Origin of the sequence: Mangrovimonas sp. DI 80 (genome assembly GCF_001975575.1) — a bacterium.
In the GTDB taxonomy this organism is placed as follows: Bacteria; Bacteroidota; Bacteroidia; order Flavobacteriales; family Flavobacteriaceae; genus Mangrovimonas_A; species Mangrovimonas_A xylaniphaga.
The window spans coordinates 260,500-285,643 of record NZ_MSDT01000004.1 but is presented as its reverse complement, the minus strand read 5'-3'; the positions used below and the strand labels follow the sequence as shown (position 1 = coordinate 285,643).

The 25,144-nt window shown below is 39.9% G+C and carries 25 protein-coding genes; 18 read left to right on the top strand and 7 right to left on the bottom strand.

All coding sequences use genetic code 11. From position 1 onward, the window contains the following. Window positions 1-21: 21 nt before the first annotated feature. The 8 genes from BKM32_RS09130 to BKM32_RS09095 all read left to right on the top strand — a co-directional run bounded on the left by BKM32_RS09130 (window position 22) and on the right by BKM32_RS09095 (window position 8,602). On the top strand, window positions 22-2,394 hold the full coding sequence (locus BKM32_RS09130) for a heavy metal translocating P-type ATPase metal-binding domain-containing protein (RefSeq protein ID WP_076663531.1): 2,373 nt from the start codon (window positions 22-24) through the stop codon (window positions 2,392-2,394). Window positions 2,395-2,457: 63 nt separating this feature from the next. Beyond that, a complete protein-coding gene (ccoS, locus tag BKM32_RS09125) occupies window positions 2,458-2,646 on the top strand; it encodes a cbb3-type cytochrome oxidase assembly protein CcoS (protein WP_053978291.1) in 189 nt (62 codons plus the stop codon). 3 nt (window positions 2,647-2,649) lie between these two features. After that, window positions 2,650-4,839 (top strand): cytochrome-c oxidase, cbb3-type subunit I, encoded by a 2,190-nt coding sequence (gene ccoN / locus BKM32_RS09120; protein ID WP_076663530.1) that lies wholly within the window; start codon window positions 2,650-2,652, stop codon window positions 4,837-4,839. 6 nt (window positions 4,840-4,845) lie between these two features. Further along, window positions 4,846-5,025 (top strand): cytochrome c oxidase subunit IV, encoded by a 180-nt coding sequence (locus BKM32_RS09115; RefSeq protein ID WP_053978289.1) that lies wholly within the window; start codon window positions 4,846-4,848, stop codon window positions 5,023-5,025. A 2-nt stretch (window positions 5,026-5,027) separates the two neighbouring features. Continuing rightward, window positions 5,028-6,005 (top strand): cbb3-type cytochrome c oxidase N-terminal domain-containing protein, encoded by a 978-nt coding sequence (locus BKM32_RS09110; RefSeq protein ID WP_083702146.1) that lies wholly within the window; start codon window positions 5,028-5,030, stop codon window positions 6,003-6,005. Window positions 6,006-6,013: 8 nt separating this feature from the next. Then, window positions 6,014-7,438 carry a cytochrome c oxidase accessory protein CcoG gene (ccoG, locus tag BKM32_RS09105; RefSeq protein ID WP_076663529.1) on the top strand — a complete coding sequence of 475 codons (1,425 nt, stop codon included), beginning with the start codon at window positions 6,014-6,016 and terminating at the stop codon, window positions 7,436-7,438. A gap of 17 nt (window positions 7,439-7,455) precedes the next feature. Continuing rightward, the gene (locus tag BKM32_RS09100) at window positions 7,456-7,899 is read left to right on the top strand and encodes a FixH family protein (protein ID WP_076663528.1); all 444 of its coding nucleotides are present in this window, start codon (window positions 7,456-7,458) and stop codon (window positions 7,897-7,899) included. A gap of 1 nt (window position 7,900) precedes the next feature. Beyond that, a complete protein-coding gene (locus BKM32_RS09095) occupies window positions 7,901-8,602 on the top strand; it encodes a sulfite exporter TauE/SafE family protein (RefSeq protein WP_076663527.1) in 702 nt (233 codons plus the stop codon). Window positions 8,603-8,655: 53 nt separating this feature from the next. Here the strand turns inward: BKM32_RS09095 and BKM32_RS09090 are convergent, their stop codons facing one another. Beyond that, the gene (locus tag BKM32_RS09090) at window positions 8,656-9,489 is read right to left on the bottom strand and encodes a universal stress protein (RefSeq protein ID WP_076663526.1); all 834 of its coding nucleotides are present in this window, start codon (window positions 9,487-9,489) and stop codon (window positions 8,656-8,658) included. A 198-nt stretch (window positions 9,490-9,687) separates the two neighbouring features. Between BKM32_RS09090 and BKM32_RS09085 the strand changes: the two genes are divergently transcribed. The 5 genes from BKM32_RS09085 to BKM32_RS09065 all read left to right on the top strand — a co-directional run bounded on the left by BKM32_RS09085 (window position 9,688) and on the right by BKM32_RS09065 (window position 15,509). Then, window positions 9,688-10,317: a superoxide dismutase family protein gene (locus tag BKM32_RS09085; RefSeq protein ID WP_076663525.1), complete on the top strand. Its 630-nt coding sequence runs from the start codon at window positions 9,688-9,690 to the stop codon at window positions 10,315-10,317. 293 nt (window positions 10,318-10,610) lie between these two features. After that, window positions 10,611-12,062, top strand: coding sequence for an MFS transporter (locus BKM32_RS09080; RefSeq protein WP_076663524.1), 1,452 nt, complete (start codon window positions 10,611-10,613; stop codon window positions 12,060-12,062). Between the two features lie 22 nt (window positions 12,063-12,084). Continuing rightward, window positions 12,085-13,239, top strand: a complete 1,155-nt coding sequence (locus BKM32_RS09075) for an endo-1,4-beta-xylanase (RefSeq protein WP_076663523.1) — start codon at window positions 12,085-12,087, stop codon at window positions 13,237-13,239. Then, complete coding sequence (locus BKM32_RS09070) at window positions 13,232-14,224, top strand: glycoside hydrolase family 43 protein (RefSeq protein ID WP_076663522.1); 993 nt, start codon at window positions 13,232-13,234, stop codon at window positions 14,222-14,224. Before BKM32_RS09075 ends, BKM32_RS09070 begins: the two co-directional genes overlap by 8 nt. Window positions 14,225-14,333: 109 nt before the next feature. Next, on the top strand, window positions 14,334-15,509 hold the full coding sequence (locus tag BKM32_RS09065; protein ID WP_076663521.1) for an LETM1-related biofilm-associated protein: 1,176 nt from the start codon (window positions 14,334-14,336) through the stop codon (window positions 15,507-15,509). Window positions 15,510-15,518: 9 nt separating this feature from the next. Here the strand turns inward: BKM32_RS09065 and BKM32_RS09060 are convergent, their stop codons facing one another. From BKM32_RS09060 to BKM32_RS09045, 4 genes are read right to left on the bottom strand one after another with little or no spacing between them, the layout of a single operon-like run. After that, window positions 15,519-16,274: a LytTR family DNA-binding domain-containing protein gene (locus BKM32_RS09060; RefSeq protein ID WP_076663520.1), complete on the bottom strand. Its 756-nt coding sequence runs from the start codon at window positions 16,272-16,274 to the stop codon at window positions 15,519-15,521. Further along, a complete protein-coding gene (locus BKM32_RS09055) occupies window positions 16,271-16,630 on the bottom strand; it encodes a 2TM domain-containing protein (protein ID WP_240472305.1) in 360 nt (119 codons plus the stop codon). Before BKM32_RS09055 ends, BKM32_RS09060 begins: the two co-directional genes overlap by 4 nt. Beyond that, entirely contained in the window at window positions 16,621-17,964 is a 1,344-nt protein-coding gene (locus tag BKM32_RS09050; protein ID WP_076663519.1) for a histidine kinase, read from the bottom strand. The genes BKM32_RS09055 and BKM32_RS09050 overlap by 10 nt, the downstream gene beginning before the upstream one ends. 9 nt (window positions 17,965-17,973) lie before the next feature. Continuing rightward, on the bottom strand, window positions 17,974-18,606 hold the full coding sequence (locus tag BKM32_RS09045) for a M48 family metallopeptidase (RefSeq protein WP_076663518.1): 633 nt from the start codon (window positions 18,604-18,606) through the stop codon (window positions 17,974-17,976). A 176-nt stretch (window positions 18,607-18,782) separates the two neighbouring features. Here BKM32_RS09045 and BKM32_RS09040 point away from each other — a divergent pair, with 176 nt between their 5' ends. Together BKM32_RS09040 and BKM32_RS09035 are read left to right on the top strand one after the other, a co-directional pair. Then, window positions 18,783-19,199: a hypothetical protein gene (locus tag BKM32_RS09040; RefSeq protein ID WP_076663517.1), complete on the top strand. Its 417-nt coding sequence runs from the start codon at window positions 18,783-18,785 to the stop codon at window positions 19,197-19,199. 40 nt (window positions 19,200-19,239) lie between these two features. Continuing rightward, a complete protein-coding gene (locus BKM32_RS09035) occupies window positions 19,240-19,809 on the top strand; it encodes a hypothetical protein (protein WP_076663516.1) in 570 nt (189 codons plus the stop codon). 15 nt (window positions 19,810-19,824) lie between these two features. Here the strand turns inward: BKM32_RS09035 and BKM32_RS09030 are convergent, their stop codons facing one another. After that, complete coding sequence (locus BKM32_RS09030) at window positions 19,825-21,975, bottom strand: TonB-dependent receptor (RefSeq protein ID WP_076663631.1); 2,151 nt, start codon at window positions 21,973-21,975, stop codon at window positions 19,825-19,827. Between the two features lie 161 nt (window positions 21,976-22,136). On the opposite strand from BKM32_RS09030, the gene BKM32_RS09025 reads away from it, so the two are divergent. Continuing rightward, a complete protein-coding gene (locus BKM32_RS09025) occupies window positions 22,137-23,015 on the top strand; it encodes a DUF1684 domain-containing protein (RefSeq protein ID WP_083702145.1) in 879 nt (292 codons plus the stop codon). 88 nt (window positions 23,016-23,103) lie between these two features. Continuing rightward, entirely contained in the window at window positions 23,104-23,475 is a 372-nt protein-coding gene (locus tag BKM32_RS09020) for a protease complex subunit PrcB family protein (protein WP_171971856.1), read from the top strand. A 49-nt stretch (window positions 23,476-23,524) separates the two neighbouring features. Here BKM32_RS09020 and BKM32_RS09015 read toward each other — a convergent pair whose 3' ends face one another. After that, window positions 23,525-24,457: a peptidylprolyl isomerase gene (locus BKM32_RS09015; RefSeq protein ID WP_076663513.1), complete on the bottom strand. Its 933-nt coding sequence runs from the start codon at window positions 24,455-24,457 to the stop codon at window positions 23,525-23,527. Between the two features lie 185 nt (window positions 24,458-24,642). On the opposite strand from BKM32_RS09015, the gene BKM32_RS09010 reads away from it, so the two are divergent. Further along, window positions 24,643-25,098: a hypothetical protein gene (locus tag BKM32_RS09010; protein WP_076663512.1), complete on the top strand. Its 456-nt coding sequence runs from the start codon at window positions 24,643-24,645 to the stop codon at window positions 25,096-25,098. The last annotated feature ends 46 nt before the right edge of the window (window positions 25,099-25,144 follow it).

Sequence of the window (25,144 nt, the reverse complement as noted above, 5' to 3'; positions counted from 1 at the left end):
TAACAGATTAAACAAAAATTCATGGAGGGTCTAACCTGCTATCATTGTGGCGATTATTGCAATTCCAACACGATTACTTTGGACGAAAAAGTATTCTGTTGTAATGGTTGCAAGACCGTTTATGAGATTTTTTCGGATAATGGACTGACCTGTTACTACGATTTCCAATCTTCTCCTGGAGCGACTCCAAAAATCCAACAACACAAATACAATTTCCTTTCGGAAGCATCCATTATTGATGAGCTTACCGATTTTAATGATGGTAATGTACAGATTACAACTCTGTATATTCCGCATGTGCATTGTAGTTCCTGTATCTGGATTCTGGAAAACCTCAACAAGCTCAACCGCCATATAAGCAGCTCTCAGGTTAATTTTGGAAAAAAGACCGTGACTGTCACCTATAATAGTGACGCCTGCTCCCTAAAGGAATTGGTATTGCTATTAAGCAGTATTGGTTATGAACCTTATATAAGTCTGGACGATTTTAAAAACAATAAAAAGCAGATTGACCGCTCCTTAATTTACAAATTGGGAATTGCTGGTTTTGTCTTTGGAAACGTCATGTTCCTGTCCTTCCCTGAATATTTTGAAGTTGGGGAATTTTGGTTGGAACAGTACAAAGTAGTCTTTAGGTGGTTGATGTTTGCCTTTTCCCTTCCCGTGGTATTCTATGCAGCACAAGACTATTTTGTGTCTGCCTACAAAGGGCTGCGCTCAAAACTATTAAATATTGATGTGCCAATAGCCCTAGGAATTGCCGTCCTATTTATAAGAAGTACCATTGAAATTATCTTCGATTTGGGCAGCGGCTTTTTCGACAGCCTTACCGGCTTGGTGTTCTTTTTATTGGTTGGGAAGTTCTTTCAACAGAAAACCTACTCTTTCCTTTCTTTTGAACGTGACTACAAATCGTATTTTCCTATTGCCGTTACCAAATTGGAAAATGGCCAAGAAAGCAATATTCAGGTTTACGACATCAAAAAAGGAGACCGTTTGCTCATAAGAAATGAAGAACTGATCCCTGTAGATGGAATTTTATTGAAAGGAGATGCCGCTATCGACTACAGTTTTGTGACGGGAGAATCCAAAAAAGTGAAAAAGGTTTCGGGTGATAAGCTTTTTGCCGGAGGCAAGCAGACTTCTGGTGTGATAGAAATGGAAGCCGTAAAACCAGTAGAACAAAGTTACCTAACACAATTGTGGAGCAATGAGGTGTTTCAACAGGATAAAGAGCACCGCTTTACCACATTGACCAATACCATAAGTAAACACTTTACCATTGCCGTATTAAGCATTGCCCTTATTGCTACCTTGATTTGGTTAGTCGTCAACCCTAGCAAAGCCATGAATGTTTTTACGGCAGTACTCATCATTGCCTGCCCTTGCGCCATTGCTTTGGCTGCGCCATTTACCTTAGGCAATATTTTACGAATTTTTGGCAAACATAAATTCTATCTCAAAAATGCATCGGTGATTGAACAATTGGCTGACATCAACCTGATTATTTTTGACAAAACTGGCACCATTACCTCCAACAAACAGACTCAAGCGGTGTATGATGGTATGCCGTTGACCAATCAAGAGGAAGAACTTTTAAAAAGTACCGTTCGTAATTCCAACCACCCTTTAAGCCGCAGCCTTTACCAACTACTAAAGGAGCATGATATTTTGCCTTTGGGTCATTTTGAAGAGCACCCAGGACAAGGTATTGAAGGTAGATTTAACAGTGACCTTATTAAAATAGGTTCGGCAAATTTTGTTGGAAAAATTGAAACCTCGTCTGTTCTGGAAACGAGTGTACACATTAGCACCAACAACGTATATAAAGGTAAATACACTTTTTACAACAACTATCGAAAAGGGCTAACGCAACTTTTTAATCTGTTAAAAAAAGAAAACGATTTAGTAATTCTTTCTGGAGATAATGATGGTGAAAGTGATAATCTTAAAAAGTTGTTGCCCGCCAAAACAAAACTGATCTTCAACCAAAAGCCAGACGACAAACTGGAATACATCAAACACCACCAAAGCGAAGGTGCCAAAATACTAATGGTTGGAGATGGTTTGAATGATGCTGGAGCCTTGGCCCAAAGCAATGTAGGGATTGCCATTTCAGAAAATGTGAATGTATTTTCCCCTGCTTGCGACGCCATTTTGGACGCTTCAAAATTCAATTATTTGTACCAATACATTCAAACCTCCAAAAAAGCCATCCAAATCATCAAGTGGAGCTTTATGCTATCGCTGGTATACAATCTTATAGGACTCTTTTTCGCCGTAACCGGTCAATTATCACCAGTTATCGCAGCCATCTTAATGCCCTTGAGTTCTATTAGCATCGTGGTATTCACCACCATTGCTACCAATATGTTGGGCAAAAAACTAAATTAAAAATTACTGGACTATGAAACTAAGCAAATTAAACCCTAAATTTAAGTATCAATTCAACACATTATGAGTGTTTTATACCTATTACTAAGTATCAGCATTGTGGTTGCCGTTGTGTTTTTCTTCGCCTTTGTTATGGCCGTAAGAAAAGGACAGTACGACGATAGCTATACACCCTCCATACGCATGCTCTTTGAAGACGAGCTTGTAAAAGATGTACAAAAACCTTCAGTTAAACACAAAAAGACCAATTAAATTATGGAAGTAGAACAATTTTATTACGACAATAAAATCGTCAAGAAATTCCTCACAGCAACCATGCTTTGGGGTGTTGTTGGAATGCTCGTAGGACTCTTGCTGGCGTTCATGTTTATTTTCCCAAACCTAACCGAGGGCATTCCTTGGCTGAGCTTTGGACGTTTGCGTCCGTTGCATACCAATGCCGTTATTTTTGCCTTTGTTGGAAACGCCATTTTCGCTGGGGTCTACTACTCCTCCCAACGACTTCTAAAGGCTAGAATGTTCAGTGACACACTGAGTAACATCAACTTTTGGGGCTGGCAGTTAATTATTGTTTCCGCTGCGCTCTCTCTGCCTTTAGGTTTCACGACTTCCAAAGAATACGCCGAATTGGAATGGCCTATAGATATTGCCATTGCAGTAGTTTGGGTGGTTTTTGGATGGAACCTTATCGGAACCATTTTAAAACGTAGACAGCGTCATATGTATGTAGCCATTTGGTTCTACTTAGCCACTTTTGTAACGGTTGCGGTTCTGCATATCTTTAACAGTTTGGAACTACCTGTAAGCGGACTGAAAAGTTACTCGGTTTACGCCGGAGTACAGGATGCTTTGGTGCAGTGGTGGTATGGCCACAATGCGGTAGCATTCTTCTTGACCACGCCGTTTTTGGGATTAATGTATTATTTTGTTCCAAAAGCTGCCGATAGACCAATTTATTCCTATCGTTTATCCATCATCCACTTCTGGTCCCTGATTTTCATTTATATCTGGGCCGGACCTCATCACTTGTTGTACACGGCGCTTCCTGAATGGGCACAAAACCTAGGAGTTGCCTTTTCTGTGATGCTTATCATGCCGTCTTGGGGAGGGATGATCAACGGGCTTCTTACTTTGAGAGGTGCTTGGGATAAAGTACGTATTGACCCGGTATTGAAATTTATGGTAGTGGCTATTACTGGTTATGGTATGGCTACTTTTGAAGGGCCTACCCTTTCTTTAAAAAGTGTGAATGCTGTGGCTCACTTTACAGACTGGATCATTGCCCACGTACATGTAGGAGCCTTAGCTTGGAACGGATTTATGGCCTACGGAATGATCTACTGGTTGATACCGCGTTTGTACAAAACCAAATTATATTCTGTTGGATTGGCCAACTTACACTTTTGGATAGGTACTTTAGGGATCATCATGTATGCACTTCCAATGTATGTGGCTGGATTTACCCAAGCTAGTATGTGGAAACAATTCAACCCAGACGGTACCTTGGTATATGGTAACTTCTTGGAAACTGTAACCGAAATCATGCCAATGTACTTAATGCGTGCCATTGGAGGAACCATGTATGTAATTGGTATCTTGATTTTGGTATACAATATTATTGCAACCATCAGAACTTCTAATGCATCCGTTACCGATGAATTGGCAGAAGCTCCTGCACTTCAACCAGTCGCTAAGCACCGTGTTGCAGGTGAAGGCTACCACACTTGGTTAGAGCGTAAACCTGTTAAATTGACCATCTACGCCACAATCGCCATCCTTATTGGGGGTATTGTGCAGATTGTACCAACCATTATGGTAAAATCCAATATTCCAACTATTAGCAGTATCCAACCTTATACGCCTTTGGAATTGGAAGGTCGCGATATTTACATCCGTGAAGGTTGTGTGAGCTGTCACTCCCAAATGGTACGTCCGTTTAGAAGTGAGGTAGAACGTTATGGTGAATACTCCAAAGCAGGGGAATTTGTATACGACCACCCATTCTTATGGGGAAGTAAACGTACGGGGCCAGACTTACACCGTTTGGGTCAAAAGTACTCCGACAACTGGCACTTAAACCATATGTACGATCCACAAAGTACTTCATCAGGATCTATCATGCCAAGATACCCTTGGTTGATTAAAGATGAACTGGACAAGTCGCAAACAGAAGCCAAAATGCGTACTATGGTGAAATTGGGAGTGCCTTATACCGATGAGGAAATTGCCAATGCCCAACAACAAATGTTGGAGCAAGGAACTCAAATTGAGAAGAACTTGTATTCCGATCCAGACTTCGCTGAAACCTATGAAGCCGACAAAAAATCTGGAGGTGCTGATTTCGTGGAAATGCGCAATCGTGAAATTGTGGCCCTTATTGCCTACCTACAGCGTTTAGGTACAGATATTAAAGTAAAACAGGATGTTTCATCTAGTTCAAACTAAGGCCTTATGTTAAAATTTATAAAACATCATATGGACAGTATTGAAGGGATAGAAATCTACCCCATCATTTCACTACTGATATTTTTCATCTTTTTTGTACTTCTTTTTTGGTGGGTATTTACCGCCAAAAAAGAGTACATCTCTAGAATGAGTAACCTTCCATTAGACAACCAAAATATCGATTAATTATGAGAAAATTAATTCCATCCTGGATACGAGTACCTGTCATCTTCTTTTTTATAGTAGGACTCATAGAATATAATATAGACTCCCATGGCAAGCCTGCCATTTTAGAACAGCCAGCCCTATTGCTATTTGTCATATTTGTGCTTTTGTTGCTCATAGGTATTGAAGGGATTGTAAGTTCTATGGACAATATCCTTTACCAAAGTTTGGACGAAGAAGGTAAAAAGCGTTATGATGAAGCCCAAGCCAAAGACCCAAAATTTGTTGCTTGGATCAAGCGTACCTACCTTAAACTTTTGGGTTCCAAACCTATTGAATTGGAGCACGAAATCATTTTGGACCACAACTACGATGGCATTCAAGAACTTGACAACGACCTTCCACCATGGTGGCTATATGGGTTTTATGCAACCATTATTTTTGCCTTCGTATACTTATTTAAATATGAAGTATTCAATGCCGACGGGCAGTATGACGAACTAAAAACAGAATACGCAGAAGCTAAGGCTGCCATTGAAGAATACAAAAAAACAGCCAAGGATTTGGTGGATGCCAATACCGTTGAAGTATTGACCGATGCAAAAGACCTAGGTGCAGGAAAAGCCATTTTCGATGCCAACTGTGTGGCTTGTCACAAAGCAGATGGTGGTGGAGGAATTGGTCCTAACCTAACTGATAATTATTGGATTTTGGGTGGGGGAATCAAGAATGTATTCCATACCATTTCAGAAGGTGGTCGTAACGGAAAAGGGATGATTGCCTGGAAGCAAAGTTTAAAACCTTCGCAAATTGCACAAGTAGCCAGCTATGTGTTGCAATTCCAAGGTACCACGCCTGCCGAACCTAAAGAACCACAAGGTGATTTATGGGCTCCGGAAGGACAAACTGCTCCTACAGAAACCCCTGAAGCTCCTGCTACCCCAAACGAACCTGAAGCAGAAACAGTAGTAGATTCCACTGCCACTGCCTCAGTGCAATAACCTAAATTATGGATACTCCGGAACAAGAAACATTTAGAGATTCTATTGGCACTGTCACTAAGGAAGGGAAACGCGCATGGGTATACCCTAAAAAACCAAGTGGACCTTATTACGACAAACGTAAGTTGGTAAGCTATGCTTTGTTGGCGTTTCTATTCTTGGCACCCTTTATTAAAATTAATGGCAACCAGTTTTTACTGTTCAATGTGCTGGAAAGGCGCTTCAACATTTTCTCGTTCCCATTTTGGCCACAGGATTTCTATTTGTTCGTGATTGCCATGGTGATTGGCATTTTGTTCATCACCTTATTCACGGTAGGTTTCGGACGTATCTTTTGCGGGTGGATTTGTCCACAGACCATTTTTATGGAAATGGTCTTCCGCCGTATTGAATATTGGATTGATGGTGATCGCGGCAAACAAATGCGCTTGGACAGACAACCTTGGAATGCGGAAAAAATTAGAAAGCGTGCTTTAAAATGGAGCATCTTTTTATTGATTTCCTTCCTAATTGCCAACGTGTTTTTAGCCTATCTTATTGGTGGCGACAAGCTTCTTTCCAATATTATGGACGGTCCTTTCGAGCATTTGGGCACCTTGTTTCCGTTGCTCATTTTCACAGGAGTATTCTATTTTATATTTGCTTGGTTCAGGGAACAAGTATGCATCATTGCCTGTCCTTATGGAAGGTTACAAGGTGTACTTTTGGATACCAAATCCATTGTAGTGGCTTACGACGATAAACGTGGTGAAGGCGAAAACGGAAGAAAAAAATTCAGAAAGAATGAAGACCGTCAAGCCCTTGGACATGGCGATTGTATCGATTGTTTGCAATGTGTGCATGTATGTCCTACCGGTATAGACATTAGAAACGGGACACAGTTGGAATGCGTAAACTGTACTGCCTGTATTGATGAATGCGACCATATCATGGAAAGTATCAACCTTCCAAAAGGATTGATTAGATATGCCAGTGAAGATGAAATTGAGAAGAAGGAAAAGTTCAAACTTACCCTTCGTATGAAAGGCTATATTGCGGTTCTTACCATATTGATTGGATTCTTAATTGGCCTTTTGGCATTGCGAAGCGATGTAGAAGCGACCATTTTAAGATTGCCAGGACAATTGTATGAACATAAGGATGACAATATTATCAGCAATGTCTTCACTTATAAATTGGTAAATAAAACGTCTAAGGACATTGAAAACATTAGTTTCAAACTAAGAAATTATGAGGGTACCATTAATTTGGTGTCGGCCAAGGATAAGTTTGATGTGCCCGGACAGGAACTTGCAGAAGGGACCTTGTTTATTGAAATTAAACAAGGAGATTTAAAAGGGGACAAAAATAAATTGACTATTGATGTTTACAGCAACGATGAATTGATTGAAACAACAACGGTTAATTTTTTAGGTCCTAGAAGTTATAAATAATCTAAAAACTATAAGCTATGAAATTTAATTGGGGAACAGGTATTGTAATTGCCTTTATAGCTTTTATGAGCTTTATACTCTACTTTGTGGTGATAATGAGTAAAAATCGAAATGACCACCATTTAGTAACCGAAGATTACTACCAACAGGAATTGGAATTCCAACATGATATTGACAAACTCAACAATGCCAAAAATTTGGAAGAAAACTTACGTTGGCAAAAAACAGATAGTGGAATGCTCATCAGTTTTCCTGAAAATTTGGAAACCCAAAAAATCGCAGGAAATATTGAATTGTATCGCCCTTCCAACAAGCATTTGGATTATAAAGCAGCCATTGAGCTTACGGACCATACGGTCTTGATTCCTAATGACCGCCTTTTGGAAGGACGTTGGGACATAAGAATAGACTGGACTTATAACAACACATCTTATTTGTACAAACAACAAATAGTTTACTAAAATGCTCTGGACGGCCTTTATATTGGGATTATTGGGAAGTTTACACTGTGTAGGCATGTGCGGGCCCATTGCCTTTATGCTGCCTGTAGACCGTTCCAATACCACAAAAAAAGTGGGGCAAATTGCTATTTACCACTTGGGCCGAATTTTGGCCTATAGTATTATGGGCTTTGTTTTTGGACTCATTGGAAAAAGCCTATATCTCTTCGGGATCCAACAACAGCTCTCCATTGCCATCGGGATTATGATGATCTTGGCGATCTTACTTCCCCAAGGGAAATTCAGTACCTCCCGACTTACGGCTCCTATTTTTAAGGTAATTTCAAAAATTAAACAAAATCTAGGCAATGCACTACAAAAAAGAACTGCCGACACCTTTTTAACCATCGGCTTTCTAAATGGATTTTTACCCTGCGGATTGGTTTACATGGCCATCTTTGGGGCCATTGCCAACCAAAATATGTTAGAGGGGAGTTTGTATATGGCGCTTTTTGGTTTAGGTACGGTTCCTTTAATGACCTCTGCCATTTATCTAGGAAAGTTCCTCAGTTCAGAAGTAAAACAACGCATCCAAAAAGCCATTCCGGTATTCGTGGTAATAATTGGACTGATGTTTATCCTTAGAGGCTTAGGGTTGGGCATCCCTTACCTTTCTCCTGCTCCATCAACTCCTATGGCCAGTAGCCATATAGAGTGTCACTAAACAAAAAAGGGTTGGAACATTCCAACCCTTTTCTTTTTTCTTTTATCAAAAACTTAGATTTTGAAAGTCAACACAGGCAATGATGCATGGTTGGCAATATCTTCAGAGATACTTCCTTCAAAGAAATGTAAAAAGCCAGTTCTACCATGTGTAGCCACTGCAATTAAATCGGCGTTGATTTTGTTGGCATAATTAAATACCCCTCCTTCAACGGTATAATCATTAACAATAGCTACGTTTTCTTTTTGATCTAAATTACCATCGGTCTTGTTCAAGAAGTTGGTGATCTTCTCTTCAATTTCATCAGAATTTCTAAAACTGTCTGAAGGCAAGTTCACATAAAGAATATGTGGAGTCACTTTCATAGCTTTGAAAAGGGACATTGCCTTTTTATACACGCCATAAGTTTTGCTAGAGAAATCGCAAGCAAACACGGCATTGTTAAATTCTACATTGGCCAATTTTTCTTTCACAACCAATACAGGTACATCAGAATGTCTTACAACCTTTTCAGTATTGGATCCAACAAAAATCTCTGAGAACCCACTAGCGCCCTTCGATCCCATAACGATTAAGTCTACACTATGGCTTGCGGCCACTTCTGCCAATTCACTAAATACTTTAAAGTGCTTTACTACAGGGGTCACTGTTAAACCTTCCAAATAAGGTTTATCCAAGAAAGTTTCAAATTTCTGTTCTGCAATCTTTAAGAAAAATACAGCTTTTTCTCCTTGCTCAATATCTCCCGTATTTAAAACCGCCTCAGAAATTTCAAGCATGTGCATTACCAATATTTCACTATCATGCTCTCTGGCTATGGCTGCTGCTGCTTCCAATGCATATTCAGAATATTCAGAGAAGTCAACAGGAACAATAATTTTTTTCATTGTAATAAGTAGTTTAGGTTATGTTTTTTCCAAGGATAAAATTACGATTTTTATTCAGCTTTTACGTACAATGACCATGAAATTAACATCGAAAACCTTATTTATTTACAATCAAAACTGTGGTTCCTAGACTTCAAATAAATTTTAGTATTCTTCATATAATCCTTAACTTTCGGTAAAATTCAAACCAAATTAACAATGAAAGCATCAATCTTAATAGTTCCTATATTGGCAGTTAGCCTTTTTATGGGATGTAAAAACGATCATAAAAAAACTATGGAAGGTACTGAGCAAGAAAGTACCGAAACGGTAACCACACCGGAGAAAACAGAGATGGATAATCACGCTGCCGAAACAAAAAAAATTAAGGTGAGATTGGAGCCAAAAAGTAAAAGCAATGTTTCTGGAAATGTCCTTTTTAAGGAAGTTGATGGGATTGTATCCATGGTGGCCGTATTCGACGGATTGAGTGAGGGAGAACATGCCATCCACTTACACGAAAAAGCAGACTGCTCTGCAGAGGATGGAACTTCCAGTGGTGGTCACTGGAACCCAACAGCACAACCTCATGGCAAATGGGGCAGCTCCGAAGGTTACCATAAAGGTGATATAGGTAATTTTACAGCCGATGCCAAAGGACATGGTACCATTTCTTTTAGTACCGATGAATGGTGTATTGGTTGTGGAGATCCTTCCAAAGACATTTTAGGGAAAGCCGTAATTGTACATCAAGGTACAGACGATTTCACCACACAACCTACAGGTAACGCCGGTGGTCGTGTAAGCTGTGGCGGTATTATTGAGGAAGAAAAGAATGTTCACCAATAGAAGTGAATTTCCACTTTTAACAACATAAAAAAGATGTCCTGAATGGGCATCTTTTTTTATCCCATAAAACTCCCAAAAACTGCTCGAAACCGCCTGTTTTACAAGCAAATTCCATTATCCATAAATTCTTTCACAATCGGTTGCGTTTTTCATGAAAATTACCCTATTTTTTTCGTAGATTGCAAAGAGATTATTTCTACAAGCCGAAAATTGAAAAGGCAGCAACAGATGGATTCGCTGAAGTAATAATCCACAAAAACTAACTTCTAACCCATAATTAAACTACTTGTAGAATGACTTCAGATTCTCAAAAGCTCTCCGTAATGGAAAAGGTTGGCTACGCCTTGGGAGATTTGGCCGCCAATCTCGTATTTCAAACCTTAATTACTTACCTAGCCTTTTTCTACACCGATATTTACGGCTTGGACAACAACCATGCCTCGGTAATCATGCTCACAGTTGGCCTTGTGGCCGCCTTTGTTTTCAACCCTATCATTGGGGCCGTGGCCGACAGAACCCAATCCCGCTGGGGAAAATTCAGACCTTGGATCCTTTATACTGCGGTTCCCTTGGGTGTTGTGGCGCTTTTGGCCTTTACAACTCCCGACTTCTCTTATAAGGGTAAAGTTATTTGGGCCGTAGTAACCTATACCCTACTCCTGCTATTATATGCCGCCAACAACTTGCCATATTCGGCCTTGAGCGGTGTGATTACCGGAGATATGAAAGAACGCAACAGCATGTCGGCCTATCGTTTTGTAGCTGTTATGTTTGCGCAGTTCTTTGTACAGGTGCTCATGCTCCCAATTATCATGTATGTGGGGGAAGGCGATAAGGCTGCCGGGATAGAAACCGTAATGACCTGGTTGGCCATTATTGGAACAGTAATGCTCCTCATCACGTTTGCCTCAACCAAGGAACGTATTGTCCCAAAACCTGAGCAACAGGCAAGCTTAAAAGAGGACTTATCCGATTTGTTTCAAAACAGACCTTGGGTCATCATGCTATCCTTAACCATATTGATTTTTATCACTTTGGCCATGAAAGGAGGCTCGTATGTATATTATTTCAACAATTATGTCGATCAAACAACCTTAACCGAATACATCAGTCCTATTTTGGATATGATGTCCAACATGGGGATTAATTTCTTTGGTTCCGACCCTGTATCCGCAGGCTTTGGATTATTCAATGCAGGGGGCATTATCTTTATGATAATAGGAATTACCATCTCCAAAAAACTGGCTGACAAATATGGCAAACGGGATGTGTTTGGCATCGCTCTATTCATCTCAACCCTTTTTATCATTGCCTTTTACTTTTTTCAACCCAAAAGTGTTGGCTTGATGTTTTGGTCGCAAATCCTCCATGGCTTTTTCTATGGCATCACCATTCCCATTCTTTGGGCCATGATAGCTGATGTTGCCGATTACTCGGAATGGCGTACCAATAGACGTGCCACTGCCATTATTTTTTCTGCCATGATGGTGGGCCTTAAAGCCGGTTTAAGTATTGGTGGGGCCTTGGTAACTTGGATTTTGGGAAGATATGGTTACATTAATAAAGATATGGTACCTGCTGGTCAGGAAATCATACAACCCGAAAGTGTGGCTCAGGGAGCTAAAATGTTGGTGAGTATTTATCCTGCCATTCCATTTTTGATAGGCGCTGCCATCTTGTTTTTCTATGTCATCAATAAGCAAATGGAGACCCAAATTGAAAACGACCTAAAAGCACGTAGATAATCAATTTCAAATTACAAGGATTATGAAACTTAAATATCTTCTTCTTTCTCTTCTGATTATAGGCTGCAAGGCAAAAGAATCTAAAGACACCCAGATTGATAAGCCTCAAGAAGTCACTTCTTTGAAGGAAGCTTTAAAAAGTGATTTTTATATTGGCACAGCTCTTAATGTGAATCAAATCCATGAACGGGATGCGGCCACCAATAGTGTGATCAAAACCCATTTCAATGCCATTGTTGCAGAAAACTGTATGAAATCGGGACTGATCCACCCTGAAAAAGACACCTACTTTTGGGAGGATGCTGATGCCTTCGTCAACTTTGGAATGAAGAACAACATGTTCATTACAGGGCATACCCTGGCGTGGCATTCGCAAACACCTCCATGGCTGTTTGTAGACGACCAAGGGAATGATGTCACTAGGGAAGAATTGATTGCAAGAATGACAGACCATATTACCACCGTCATGACCCGCTACAAAGGCAAAGTAAAAGGTTGGGATGTGGTCAATGAAGCCCTCAATGAAGATGGTACAATGCGAGAGAGTAAATTCTACACCATCATCGGGCCAGATTGGGTGGAAATTATGTTTGGCATTGCCCAGAAAGTAGATCCTGATACGGAACTTTACTACAACGACTACAATCTTTCGAATCCTGAAAAACGCCAAGGTGCTGTCAATTTGGTAAAATCCATTCAGGAAAAAGGGATTAAAGTGACTGGAATAGGCATGCAAAGCCATGTTTCTATGGACAACCCCGACTTAAAAGTATATGAAGAAAGTATTGAAGCCTTTTCAAAATTGGGCACCGTGATGATTACCGAATTTGATCTTTCGGTTTTAAAATGGCCCAACAGACAAATGACTGCCGATATTTCGGAACGTGCTGCCTATATGGAGAAAATGGATCCTTTTAAAACAGGATTGCCAGATTCTATGGCAATGGCCCAACAGGAACGTTTCCAAAAGGTGTTCAATATATGGAAGAAAAACAGTAAAAGCATTACAAGGGTAACCACTTGGGGCGTTAACGATGGGAACTCTTGGAAAAATGACTTCCCAATTCCCGGAAGAACTGATTACCCTTTATTGTTTGACAGAAGCAACAAGGCAAAACCAATTGTAACCGACCTTATTAAACAGGCTAATACCACAAACACCACAGCTCATGAATAAAATAGCCAGACATCTCGTAAAACATATTTACACAGCCGATCCTTCGGCTCATGTATTCAACGGAAAACTATACATCTATCCTTCACACGACATTGATGCAGGTGAAGCCTTTGACGATTTAGGAAGTCACTTCGACATGGAAGATTACCATGTATTTTCAATGGACACTCCTGATAGCGAAGCTCTAGATCATGGGGTGGCTTTACACGTAAAAGATGTACAATGGGCAGAAAAACAAATGTGGGCACCAGATGCAGCCGAAAAGGACGGCACCTATTACCTTTATTTTCCGGCCAAAGACCGTGAAGGGATTTTTAGAATTGGTGTGGCTGTAAGCAATTCACCAACAGGGCCTTTCACCCCACAGCCCGAAGCGATTAAAGGAAGCTTTTCCATAGACCCTGCCGTATTTAAAGATAAAGATGGTGAACACTATATGTATTTTGGAGGCCTTTGGGGTGGGCAATTGCAGCGTTGGAGAACAGACCATTTCAATGCCGATGAACCAGAAAGTCCTTTTGCCCATATCCCGCAAGATCATGAACCTGCTCTCTGCCCTAAAGTGGCCAGACTTACCGATGATCTTTTGGAATTTGCGGAAATGCCAAAGGATTTGCTCATCTTGGATAAATTTGGTGAGCCACTAAAGGCAGGTGACCACAATCGCCGATTTTTCGAAGCCGCTTGGATGCACTACCACAACGGAAACTATTATTTTTCTTATTCTACCGGAGATACTCACATGCTGTGCTATGCTATTGGCGACAATCCTTATGGTCCATTTACGTATGCCGGAGTCATCTTAACACCTGTGGTTGGTTGGACGACTCACCATAGTATCTGCAAGTTTGAAGACAAATGGTATTTGTTCCATCACGACAGTAAATTATCGGATGGTGTCACCCATTTAAGGAGCATTAAAATGGTAGAATTACAGCACAGACCAGATGGTACTATAGAAACCCTGGATGGTATGATGGAATAATTCCATTCATTTCAGAAAAGTAAGACAGCATAAGCTAATTTGATTTGGAAGTCACTTCGGGTTTAAGATTAAAAAGTATCTTTACACCTTAAATTTTTCAGAAAAGCCTATGAACCCGTCTGCCAATGGTTGGATAAAAAAATGTCTTAAGGAAGTTTCTAAAAACGACACCTTCCTTAACCATGGTGACTATCAATTTTATGAGTCTTTAAAACATTGTGGGTTTATTTATGGTAGTAATGTAGAAGTAGTACTCAATGGCATTTACAATAGGGATTTCTCCCACGAAGAGCTTGGAAAAGTCAACCTTTTATTGGCCTTTTATTATGTGCACCACATTCAAAAAGAACCTCAAAACTTTATTGATAGTGTAGTAGGATTTTACAATACCATTGCTGCTTACAAAAGTTCCTTTTTTGAAGATTTATTGGGTGAAAAAACCTCATCTGAGCTACTGGAGAGCATTATTGACAAACGCGTGCATATCGATGATAATATCATCACCAAAAACTTCAATTATTTTATTACGAACGCCTTGTTGTTTGTAGATGTTTTGGCCTACCAAAAATACCTCAGCACACACAACATTACTGAAGCGTATATCAAGCAAATGGAAGCCTGTATAGAAACCATTGTGGTGACTGTATTTGATTATAAAGCTGAAAAATCGCAGTATGACAGAAGTTTGATTAAGTTGCTCAAGGCTTCTTTGCGATACCAAAACAAGGAAGCGTTGAGTTATGACGATGTCATTACCTGTATGGAAACCCCTCTCTCCAAATTTTACATTACCGATGTGGTCTGTATGGCCTTTTGGAGCGATAAGGTTATTGATACGGAAGAACAGAAGTTTTTAAAACGTTTTGGAAATGATCTGCAATTGCCCGACACAGTCATTCAACAATCGGTAAAGGACATCGATGTATTTTACAAAACCAACAAGGACAAAATAGCTCTGTTGAATTCCAAAAACATGGTGCAGAGCTTTTACGACAATTCCAGTAGAATGGTCAGCAAGCTTATAAAACGTAACAGCAAACGCTTACTCAAGGAATTGAAGCAAAGCAAGGAATTAATGGTCCTACTCACCAAATCAACCACTCGCCCACTTACCGATGAAGAACAGAAAAAAGTGACCGATCAACTTTTGGATATCATTAAAACCATCCCAAGTTTGGCCATTTTTTTATTGCCCGGCGGTATGTTGCTCTTGCCTATTTTTATAAAATTCATTCCTAAAATGCTTCCGTCTGCTTTTGATGATAACCGCGTGGATGAGGATTAATTAGGACATTTATTCTAACCAATCTTTAAAATCCCTAACGCGTTCCCGGGCCACAATAACCTCATGTTCCCTAAAGCTCCCCAATTTTATCTGCAATCTGGAATTGGTATAACTAATCATGTCCTGTATGGCATTGATATTGACAAAAAACTTTCGGTTGATCCTGAAAAACAGATCGGGGTCCAACTCCTGTTCCAGTTGCTCCAAGGTGGTATCCAATAAATAATTGCGTCCTTCAGCTGTATGGGCATAGGTCCCTTTGTTTTCACTGTAAAAACATTCAATGCTTTCGGTGGTTATCAATTTTAAATGTTGGCCAACTTTCACCGAAAAGCGCTTTTTGTAATCACGTTCTATAGGATTCACCAACAATTTTTTGATGGCTTCAAAATCCAAACTCATCAAGCCTTGTTGGGGCAAACGCTGTTGGTATTTTTCTACTGCCTTTTTCAGCTCTGCTTCATCAATAGGTTTCAGAAGGTAATCAATACTGTTCAACTTAAAGGCCCTAAGGGCATATTCATCGTAGGCTGTGGTGAATATGATGGGTGAAGTGATGGAAACGGCCTCAAAGATTTCAAAGGACAATCCATCACTCAACTGGATATCCAAAAAAATCAAATCCGGATGTGGATTGGATTGAAACCAAGTAATAGATTCTTCCACAGAATGTAACAAAGTATCTACTTGCACACCAATTTTGTCCAACATACGCTGCAGGCGTCTTGCCGAGGGTTTTTCGTCCTCAATAATCAGTACGTTCATTGCCATTTTTGCTGATCTTTTTCCATAAACTCCCTTATTTTTCGTTCTTCCCAATGCTTTCCAAACAAGAGGTCGGGGCCAAATACTCCAAAGGCATGGAAGCCTAAGCCTATTCCCCAGAAAATGGCCGTAGCAAAGGTGCCAAAATTCCAAATATTTCCATGACTTGAAATAGCAATGGTAATGATGATGAATAAATTGACGATTACATAGGACGCCAAATGCCAATAAAATCCAACCAATTTTTCAACTTTTTTCTTAGCTCTTAAATAAGCTTCTTCCTTATAAATATAAGTGTCCTCCAAACGCGGCGGAAACTTATCATTGTTTTGATACGGTTCCATGATCAGCTCCATTTTTGTTGATTTTCTTCTTCTTTCATAAACTCCTTAATCTTCCTGTTTTCCCAATTTTGGCCTAAAATGCCATCATTAACAAAGACATTGTAGGCCTGGAAAATAAGGCCCATGCCCCATCCCAAAAGTGGGAACCAAAACCAATGGAAGCCCCAAAAGGTCTTGTAGTTGATAAAGATTAAAAAAGGAATTACGAGCAGGTAAGAGATCAAACTGTAATAAAATCCCTTTAGGTTGTCTACATGTTTTCTGGCTCGCAAATAGCTGTCGTCAAATTGCGAAGCGGGTTGTAATGATGGTCTCATAACGGATATTTTTTTGGACAGCATGGGAATAGCCACTGAGAACTTTCCTTGCTGTTGGTGAATACTAACGGTTTTACTGGTAAGCAATTCGTAGCGTTGTTTTATGTTTTCAAGCCCTACACCGCTACCACGCTTAACTATTTGTTTGGGCTGTAAATTATTTTCCACTACAAGCGCTCCTTCACGCTCATAAATAGTGATATAAAGTGGTTTTGAACTGGTAACCATATTGTGCTTCACAGCATTTTCCAAGAGCAATTGCAATGACAGCGGCACTACTTTATAGTCTGGATTGGAAGCCCTTTCCGGAATATCAAACACAATGCTGTCTTCAAAACGCATCTTCAACAAAGTCATATAGGTTCTAGCGAAGTCCAGCTCCTCATCAACAGTTACCAAATCCTTGTTCTTTTGCTCCAACACATAGCGATACACTTTGGAAAGCGAGGTGGTAAACTGTTGGGCACTCTCAGGGTTTTCCTCAATCAAACTGGTAAGCACATTCAAACTGTTGAACAAAAAATGTGGATCCAACTGGTTTTTAAGTGCATCGAATTTTGCACTGGCCGTTCCTGCAATAACTTGCTGCTCCTTGATTTTATTCTTTTGGTACCGATTGTAGAAAAAGATCACATGAAAAATAGCGATAACGGTCAAGGTGATCCACAGTCCAAATTTATAGGCTTCAAGTGTTTCCTGTTCCAAAAAGCTTCCAAAGGAATGTCCATTGAATACCATGGCCGTCAAGGCTCTCAACACAAACAAACCAATTAAAGTGATGATGGTGGCTCCCAATACACCTACTACAATTCGCTTGAGGTAATGCTTCCATTGAAAGCGCTCCAAATATTGAAAAAAGTACATATTGGAGTAGCCCAATACAAAGGCGTACAATTGGTAAAACACAAAATCAATGACATAATCGGTGATGCTTTTATTGGTAAATCCACCGTAAAGTGAATTGCCAAATACAAATATCGCACAGCCAATACCAAAGGCGATAAAGAAAGATTTCATTGACTTGTTCATGATGTTATGCTAGTGTTTTTCTTGACAGGATTCTGCCAGCAATTGTTCCAACCTTTGCTGCCCCCAATTGGGATGAAAAGGCGTCTCAGGTTTAAAGGTAGCAAAAAGTTCCAAGGCATGGTTTAGGTCCTTACAAAATGGTGAGGTGTCCTGTCCAAAATATTTGGCACTGCCTATCTCCCACTCTGCCTTCCCATAAACCGCCCTAGGATTGTTGGGTGCCAATTGTTTGGCTTTGGCATACAGTTCACTAATTTTTGCTGAGTATTTCATACCATAAGTCATTCCATCAAACACCACCCAATTGGTCAACACATGGGCCTGAAGCACTAATATCTCCGGATTTTCCTTACTGATACTCTTGGCTGTATTTAAGTGCTCTTGAGCCTTGTCCAATTGAGCCTTTAATACAACAGCATCCTTTTCCTCCCAACTTTTTAAGCTGTTCATCTGGGCGATATAATAGTGGGGCAACCATTGGTCCCGTTCGGCATTGGCAATGCGCTCAAACAGGTTTTCGGCCTCAGTCCATTGATTGGCTTCCCATAAACTAAAGGCCTTTTGCATGCCCTTTTCAAAATTGGCTTGTGCCTGGGTGAGACTTCCCAAAAGCAACAAAATGATGTAAAAAAAATGTTTCATGATGCTAAGTTTTAATGTTGAAACAAATATCCTGCACTTTAGGAAGCTTTTGAAAAGAAGCCTACTGAACTGTCACTTTTAAAAGCTGAATTGTAATCTCTATTTTGCACAGTACTTTTCTTCAAATAGAAAAACTTTGTTAGATTTGAAATGTCTTAACCAACACTTTCAACTACATGAACTTTATCAAATCGCTGTTCCTATTTACTATTTTTTGTCAGCTTGTGAGCTGTAACCTATTGCCATCAAAAATACAACCTCAAACAGCCGATTTAGGAGAAGCCATCAAGATGAACACCAATAAAGAGGTGATGTCTAAAGTAACGAGGAAAGATAGCTTGGTCAACTTTAGCTACCAATCGAAAATTTCAACCAGTATTTTCGGAGGTTCTTCCAGCAGCCACACCCTAATAGTGAAATTGTTTCCCTTTGAAAATTCCGAATTCACATCGAATACCTATTTACAAACGAGAAGCTCTGAAATCAAAAACGTTTTGGATCAGGAAATGACAACCTTATCAAATTTTGATGCCATCAACTTTCAGCTCATTTCTCATAACAAACAAATTCAAAACATCATCTTAGAACTTTAAGACCTAACCTTTCAACTTTCGCCCTTAACCAACCAAACCAATGAACCGACTTATCACCCTACTATGCTTCATAGCATTATTTCACGCCTGCCACACTCCCAAATACATTAGCTATGGAGACATTCATGGCACTTTAAATTTCGAGAATGGCAAATGGCTTCTCAACAAAATTAAAGCCCCTTCCAGCCTAGTGAGCAGCTTGACCGACATCACCGTTAATGAATTTTCCAGCTTACTTGGTAATCGCTTCTCAACCGTTTATGAAACAAAACAATTAATGTTGCCCAAAGAACTTCCAGAAACATTGAGTAAATCCACCCTCTTGGATATTAAAAATGGAACGGGTTTTGATTTCTTTATAACCGTACGAGCCAAGCGCTTGAGCAACGACATGGGTAGTCTACAAATAGGGAAAAACTACAGTGAGAAACTCAATTCTGGATTGGTGACTCTAGAGATTTACGACCTCAACTTACAGCAAAAAATATATTCAAAAACAGTACAGGGCAACTTGACTGTAGAAGAAAATGATAATTCACTAGTCTTTGGAAAGAGCTCCAATGGGCTGATGATTTCCAGTTTAAAAAAGATTTTAAGAAAGCTAGGATAGGGCTTTACTTTAAAATTACAGCTTATCCAATTGGTTAGATTTACCATCGTCGCTAATGGTCCAGAAAAATCCAATGAAGAAAAACTGATCTGCTCCAGGCAATAAAGCACGTCTATGATACTGTCCATTCATATCAGGCGAATTGGTATATTGGTAGCCGTTCACATTTTTAATCCCCAAAACATTGTTCACGGATAGATACAAGATTTTTTGCGGACTTATTAAATAGGCCCAATTCACACTTAAACTGTTGTAAGTTCTGGTTCGAGCTGCCATGAATTCGGTTTGGTTTGGATTATCGTAAGGTCTTCCTGAAGCGAAGGTATAACTCAATCCCAACTGGCTTTTCCAAGCCTCAATCCAATATTTGCCAACTACAGAAAGGTTATGGGTATTGGCATAATTAGGAGTGGCTGCCTCTGGAAAATTCAAATAGTTTCGCTTGGTGTCCAAATAGGAATAACTCAACCAATAATCCACATGTTTCAAGGTTTTGTTATCACGCCAAAACACATCTAACCCTTGGGCATAGCCATCACCATTTGTTCCAAAATCACTGTCAAAAGTGGGCTGTTGGTTAGTATACGTCAATAAATTATGATAATCCTTGCGATAAGCTTCCGCCCTAAAAATCTTACCGTCATTTACATATTGATAGTTTAAAATATAATGAGACGTATGCGCAGCCTTTAATCCTTGGTCAAACTTTAAATAGTCGTTAGAAGGAGTTTGATAGAATTGCCCATATGCCAAAGAAAGCTGCCCATTCTTTGAGGTTTTGAAAGCCAAGGATGCTCTAGGGGCCACTTCCATACTTTGGAACAAATGATGGTAATCGGCCCTTAGTCCCGCCTTTAAAGCTAATTGCTTACTAAAAATGATATCTGCTTCCGTATAAGCGGCAGAAATACGATTAGTAAAACCGTAATTAACGGTAAGTGTATCTTCCTCAAAGTTTTCTTCAAAATTGGTAACAAAAGCTTCCCCTCCAAAACTCAATTTCACTCTATTACTAAAATGCTTTTTCAACGTCAACTTAAAATGTCCCGAATGTTCCCTATTGACTATATTACTTTCCATAAGTTCGATAGTGTTTTTACCCAAAGTATAGCTCATCCCCGAATGTAAAGACCAACCCTTGCCCAAGGTACCTTGATAGGACAGATTGGTATACCAATTTCTATTTTTCAAATGCACATATACCCCTTCGTCATAATTGATATCCTCTTGCGTCAAAGCAAAACTGCCGGCATCAAACGCTGTGTAAAATTTCAACAGACCACTATCAAACTTTTGTCTAAAAACTGCCTCTCCCTGTCCTCCCCTAAAAGGAATGTCCCAATGATTTCTATCGGGAAAAATTGCCGTATAAGGTGCCAAGTTTATATAACTGGCGTTCACACTCAACGATCGACGTTTCCTTTTTTCGGTATGACCTAAGGTACCTCCAACCGTCATCAAACCAATATCAGTCTTCTCTTGATCGGGTTCATCAATCGTATTCAATAATAAAACACTGGACAAAGCTTGACCATATTCCGCAGAATATCCCCCTGTTGAAAACGTAATCCCATCAAACAAAAAGGGGGAATAACGCCCTCTAGATGGCGTATTGTTGGTACTAGGCGTATAGGGTGTAAACACTCTAATGCCATCTATAAAAATTTGAGTTTCATCGGCGCTCCCGCCTCTTACAAACAAACGGCCATCTTCAGCCACCGTGGAGGTCCCTGGTAAGGTTTGCAGCGCTCCTACAAAATCGCCCAAGGCACTCGCCGTAGTCACCACATCCAAAGGTTTTAAAACAGACACCTTAGAATTATCGCCTGCCTCAAAAGTCCCCGCCGAAATCACCACGGCATCCAAAGCATTTACGGAATCTCGCAATACCACTTTCAGATTTTGCAAATCTGTAACGGCTTTAGTGACATCATGGGTTTCGTAAGACACATAGGATACAATCAAATGCACCTGCCCCTCTTCAAGGGTTTCGAACTCAAAATGGCCCTCTTCATTACTGGTGGCACCATCATAAGTGCCATCAATATAAATATTGGCCCCTACAACAGGAAGCCCTTTAGAGTCTACAACAGTACCTGAAATTAATTGCTGTGAAAATGTGTTGCCCACGGTTAGCATTACCAATAAATAGAGAAGTGATTTCATGATAGGTTCGTTTACAGGTACAAATATCATGTCCTGATAGCCCTCTTAAAATTCAAACCCTCTGAGCTGTTAGTTTTTAAGGATGAATTGTGAGCTTCTTCCAATTTCCCAAAAGTGAGTATCTTTAAATTTCATAACTTTCAAATCTAAAATCTCAATTCATGCGAATCCTTCTCTTCCTTTTATGTACAGCTTTAATGTCCTGCGGAAATGCTTCCTCAGAAAAGAAAATTGATCAAACGTATAAGGAAGACATTGAAGCGTTTTGGAAGTCTAAAAATGAGGTAAGAAAGGACAACTATCTACAGTTATCTGGTTTGTTAAAACTTATCGACAGTAGTACTGTTTTTGGACTGAATGCCTCCAACCAACCTTCCTCCAAAAAGGAAGCCCTACAAACCATCTTTGGCAATTATACACAACTAGGCGATAGCCTTATATTCATTCCTGCTGAAAACAAAATTATTACGGTAGAAGCCGACACCTTATCCGCTAGACTCCCTATGGTTTTTGATAGCTATGGAAGTTCACAAATGCTACATCAAGAGCATTTGAAATGGCAAATTATTACCCGAGGGGATAACCGCTATATTAGGGTTTGGGATGCAAAGAATCCGGCCATAGACGCTTTTAAAGGTTTTGAAACCTTCCCTTTAAATCCAAAATTTATCCTGAAAGGGCAATTTACCTATTACGACCAAACCCAAACTAAAGATGTAGAATCTAAATTAGGCTATAAGCATGCCACAGATTTTGCCGGTTTTGTAAGTTTTGAGTTTGAAGGTAAAGAATACAAACTCGACACCGAAGCTGATGGTTTTATCATGTTAGGCGATGCCACTTCCGGCAATACCACTTATGGTGGCGGACGCTACTATGTCTTGGAAATACCAAGTACCAACGGGCCTGTTACTATTGATTTCAATAGATTATACAATCCGCCTTGCGCCTATTGTGCCTTTACAACTTGCTTATTGCCCCCAAGTCAAAACCAATTGCCGTTCGAAATTTTAGCAGGAGAAACAACCAATAGATTATAATACCATGAAAAATACTTGCTTCCTTCTATGCACCATCGTGTTTACCTTAGTTAGCTGTGGTTCAAAACCCAATAAAACAACGCAAAACATGGAACCTTTCATAATTGCTGAAGGCAACCTTTATGGAAATGGAGACGAAGGCATTCCCAAACAACAGATCATTATTAATACCGAAGCAGAATGGCATGCTCTAAAAGAGCAAATGGATCGAGTAAATCCTGTGTCGGAGCAATTCACGCAGAAGGATGTTAATTTTAATATCTATCAAGTCATTGCGGTATTTGAGAGTGTGAAAACTACAGGAGGTTACCGCATCGACCTCAATTTGGAAACTACCCAAACCCAACGCACCATTACCGTAAACACCAAAGCGCCGGAAGGCATGGCTACCATGGTCATGACCCAACCTTTTAAAATCATGGCCATTCCAAGAATGGACACGCCCATAATATTTCAATAAAAAAAGCACCTCAATGAGGTGCTTTCCTTTTAATATATAAGATTGGAGATTACTTTACATCCATCAATTCTACGTCGAATACCAAAGTAGCGTCACCAGGAATCACACCTCCAGCACCACGACTTCCATACCCTAAATCGCTAGGGATTACAAATCGTGCTTTGTCACCTACTTGCAACAGACCGATACCTTCATCCCATCCAGCAATTACCTGACCAACACCTACGGTAAATTCCAAAGGTTGGTTGCGCTTATATGAAGAATCGAATACGGTTCCATCAGCCAATTGACCTTTATAGTGTACGGCAACAGTTTTTCCTTTTTCGGCTTTTTTACCAGCTCCCTTCTGGATGATTTGGTAACGCAAACCGCTAGCAGTTTCTTCAAAACCAGCAGCCAACTTATCCAACTCTGCTCTCTTGGCTTCACGCTCGGCAGCAATACGCTTTTCACGAGATCCTTCAAAAGTTCTAAAAGCTTCAATAGCATTAAAGTTTTCAGCAGCTTCACCTACACGGATAATTTCAACCGCATCCATAACATCACCTTGAGAAATAGCATCCACCACATCCTGGCCTTCTACTACTTTTCCAAATACGGTATGCATATTGTCCAACCAAGGAGTCTCTACATGCGTAATGAAAAACTGGCTACCATTGGTTCCAGGACCGGCATTGGCCATAGACAACACACCAGGACCATCGTGCTTCAAGTCTGGGTGGAATTCATCATCAAATTTATACCCTGGGTTTCCAGTTCCTGTTCCTTGAGGACATCCTCCTTGAATCATAAAGTCTGGAATTACTCTGTGGAATTTCAACCCATTATAATAAGGTGTTCCCTGTGGCTTTGCCGAATTTTCCAAATTTCCTTCTGCCAAGGCCACAAAGTTTCCAACCGTTCCCGGTACTTTTTCAAATTCTAAAGCAACCAATATGTCGCCTTTGCTTGTATTAAATTTTGCGTATAAACCGTCTTGCATTGTCTTTGTATTTTGTTTCGATGTGCAAAGATACTAAACTATGGTTGAAGCAGAAAGCTTCCCTAAAGAAGATGCGTTGTGTTAAAGATGTAAAACGCTTTAGAAAAACAGACGGCATTTAGCACTAATACTTTTTGGAAAGGCCTTTTTGAAAACCTAGATTTGCAATGATCTAACAGATACCTATGAAATTTTCACTTACCAAACTAAAAGCGGCTTTTGGAGACTCCAAAAACATGGGAAAATTGCACGCTGACGGTTATACCCAAAACATTATCAACGATATCAAAGACGAGCCTTTTGCAGTTGGCGCAGAGAACGTGTGCTATGCGGGCATTGCCGAATTGGGAGGCTACCATTTTTTACAGACCATTATTGTTGGAAGTTTTCATATCAAAACCATCAAAGGGGCACAATTGACCATTAATGGAAAAGATTTTAAAATGGTCATGACTTCTGACATGGAAGAATTGGAGTCTGAGCATTCAGATGTTTCCAATCGAAGCATCACACGCATCGATTTTGCCATTGAAAAGGAAGACATTGCTAAATTCAAAAAATCTAACATCGATAGTTTGTTGTTGGAAGCAAAAAAACACCGCATCCCTTTTGATATCTATAAACCTTCAAAAGAAGCTTAATTATATGTTGTCATTTCAACAGAGTGGAACGAAATGAGGAAACAAA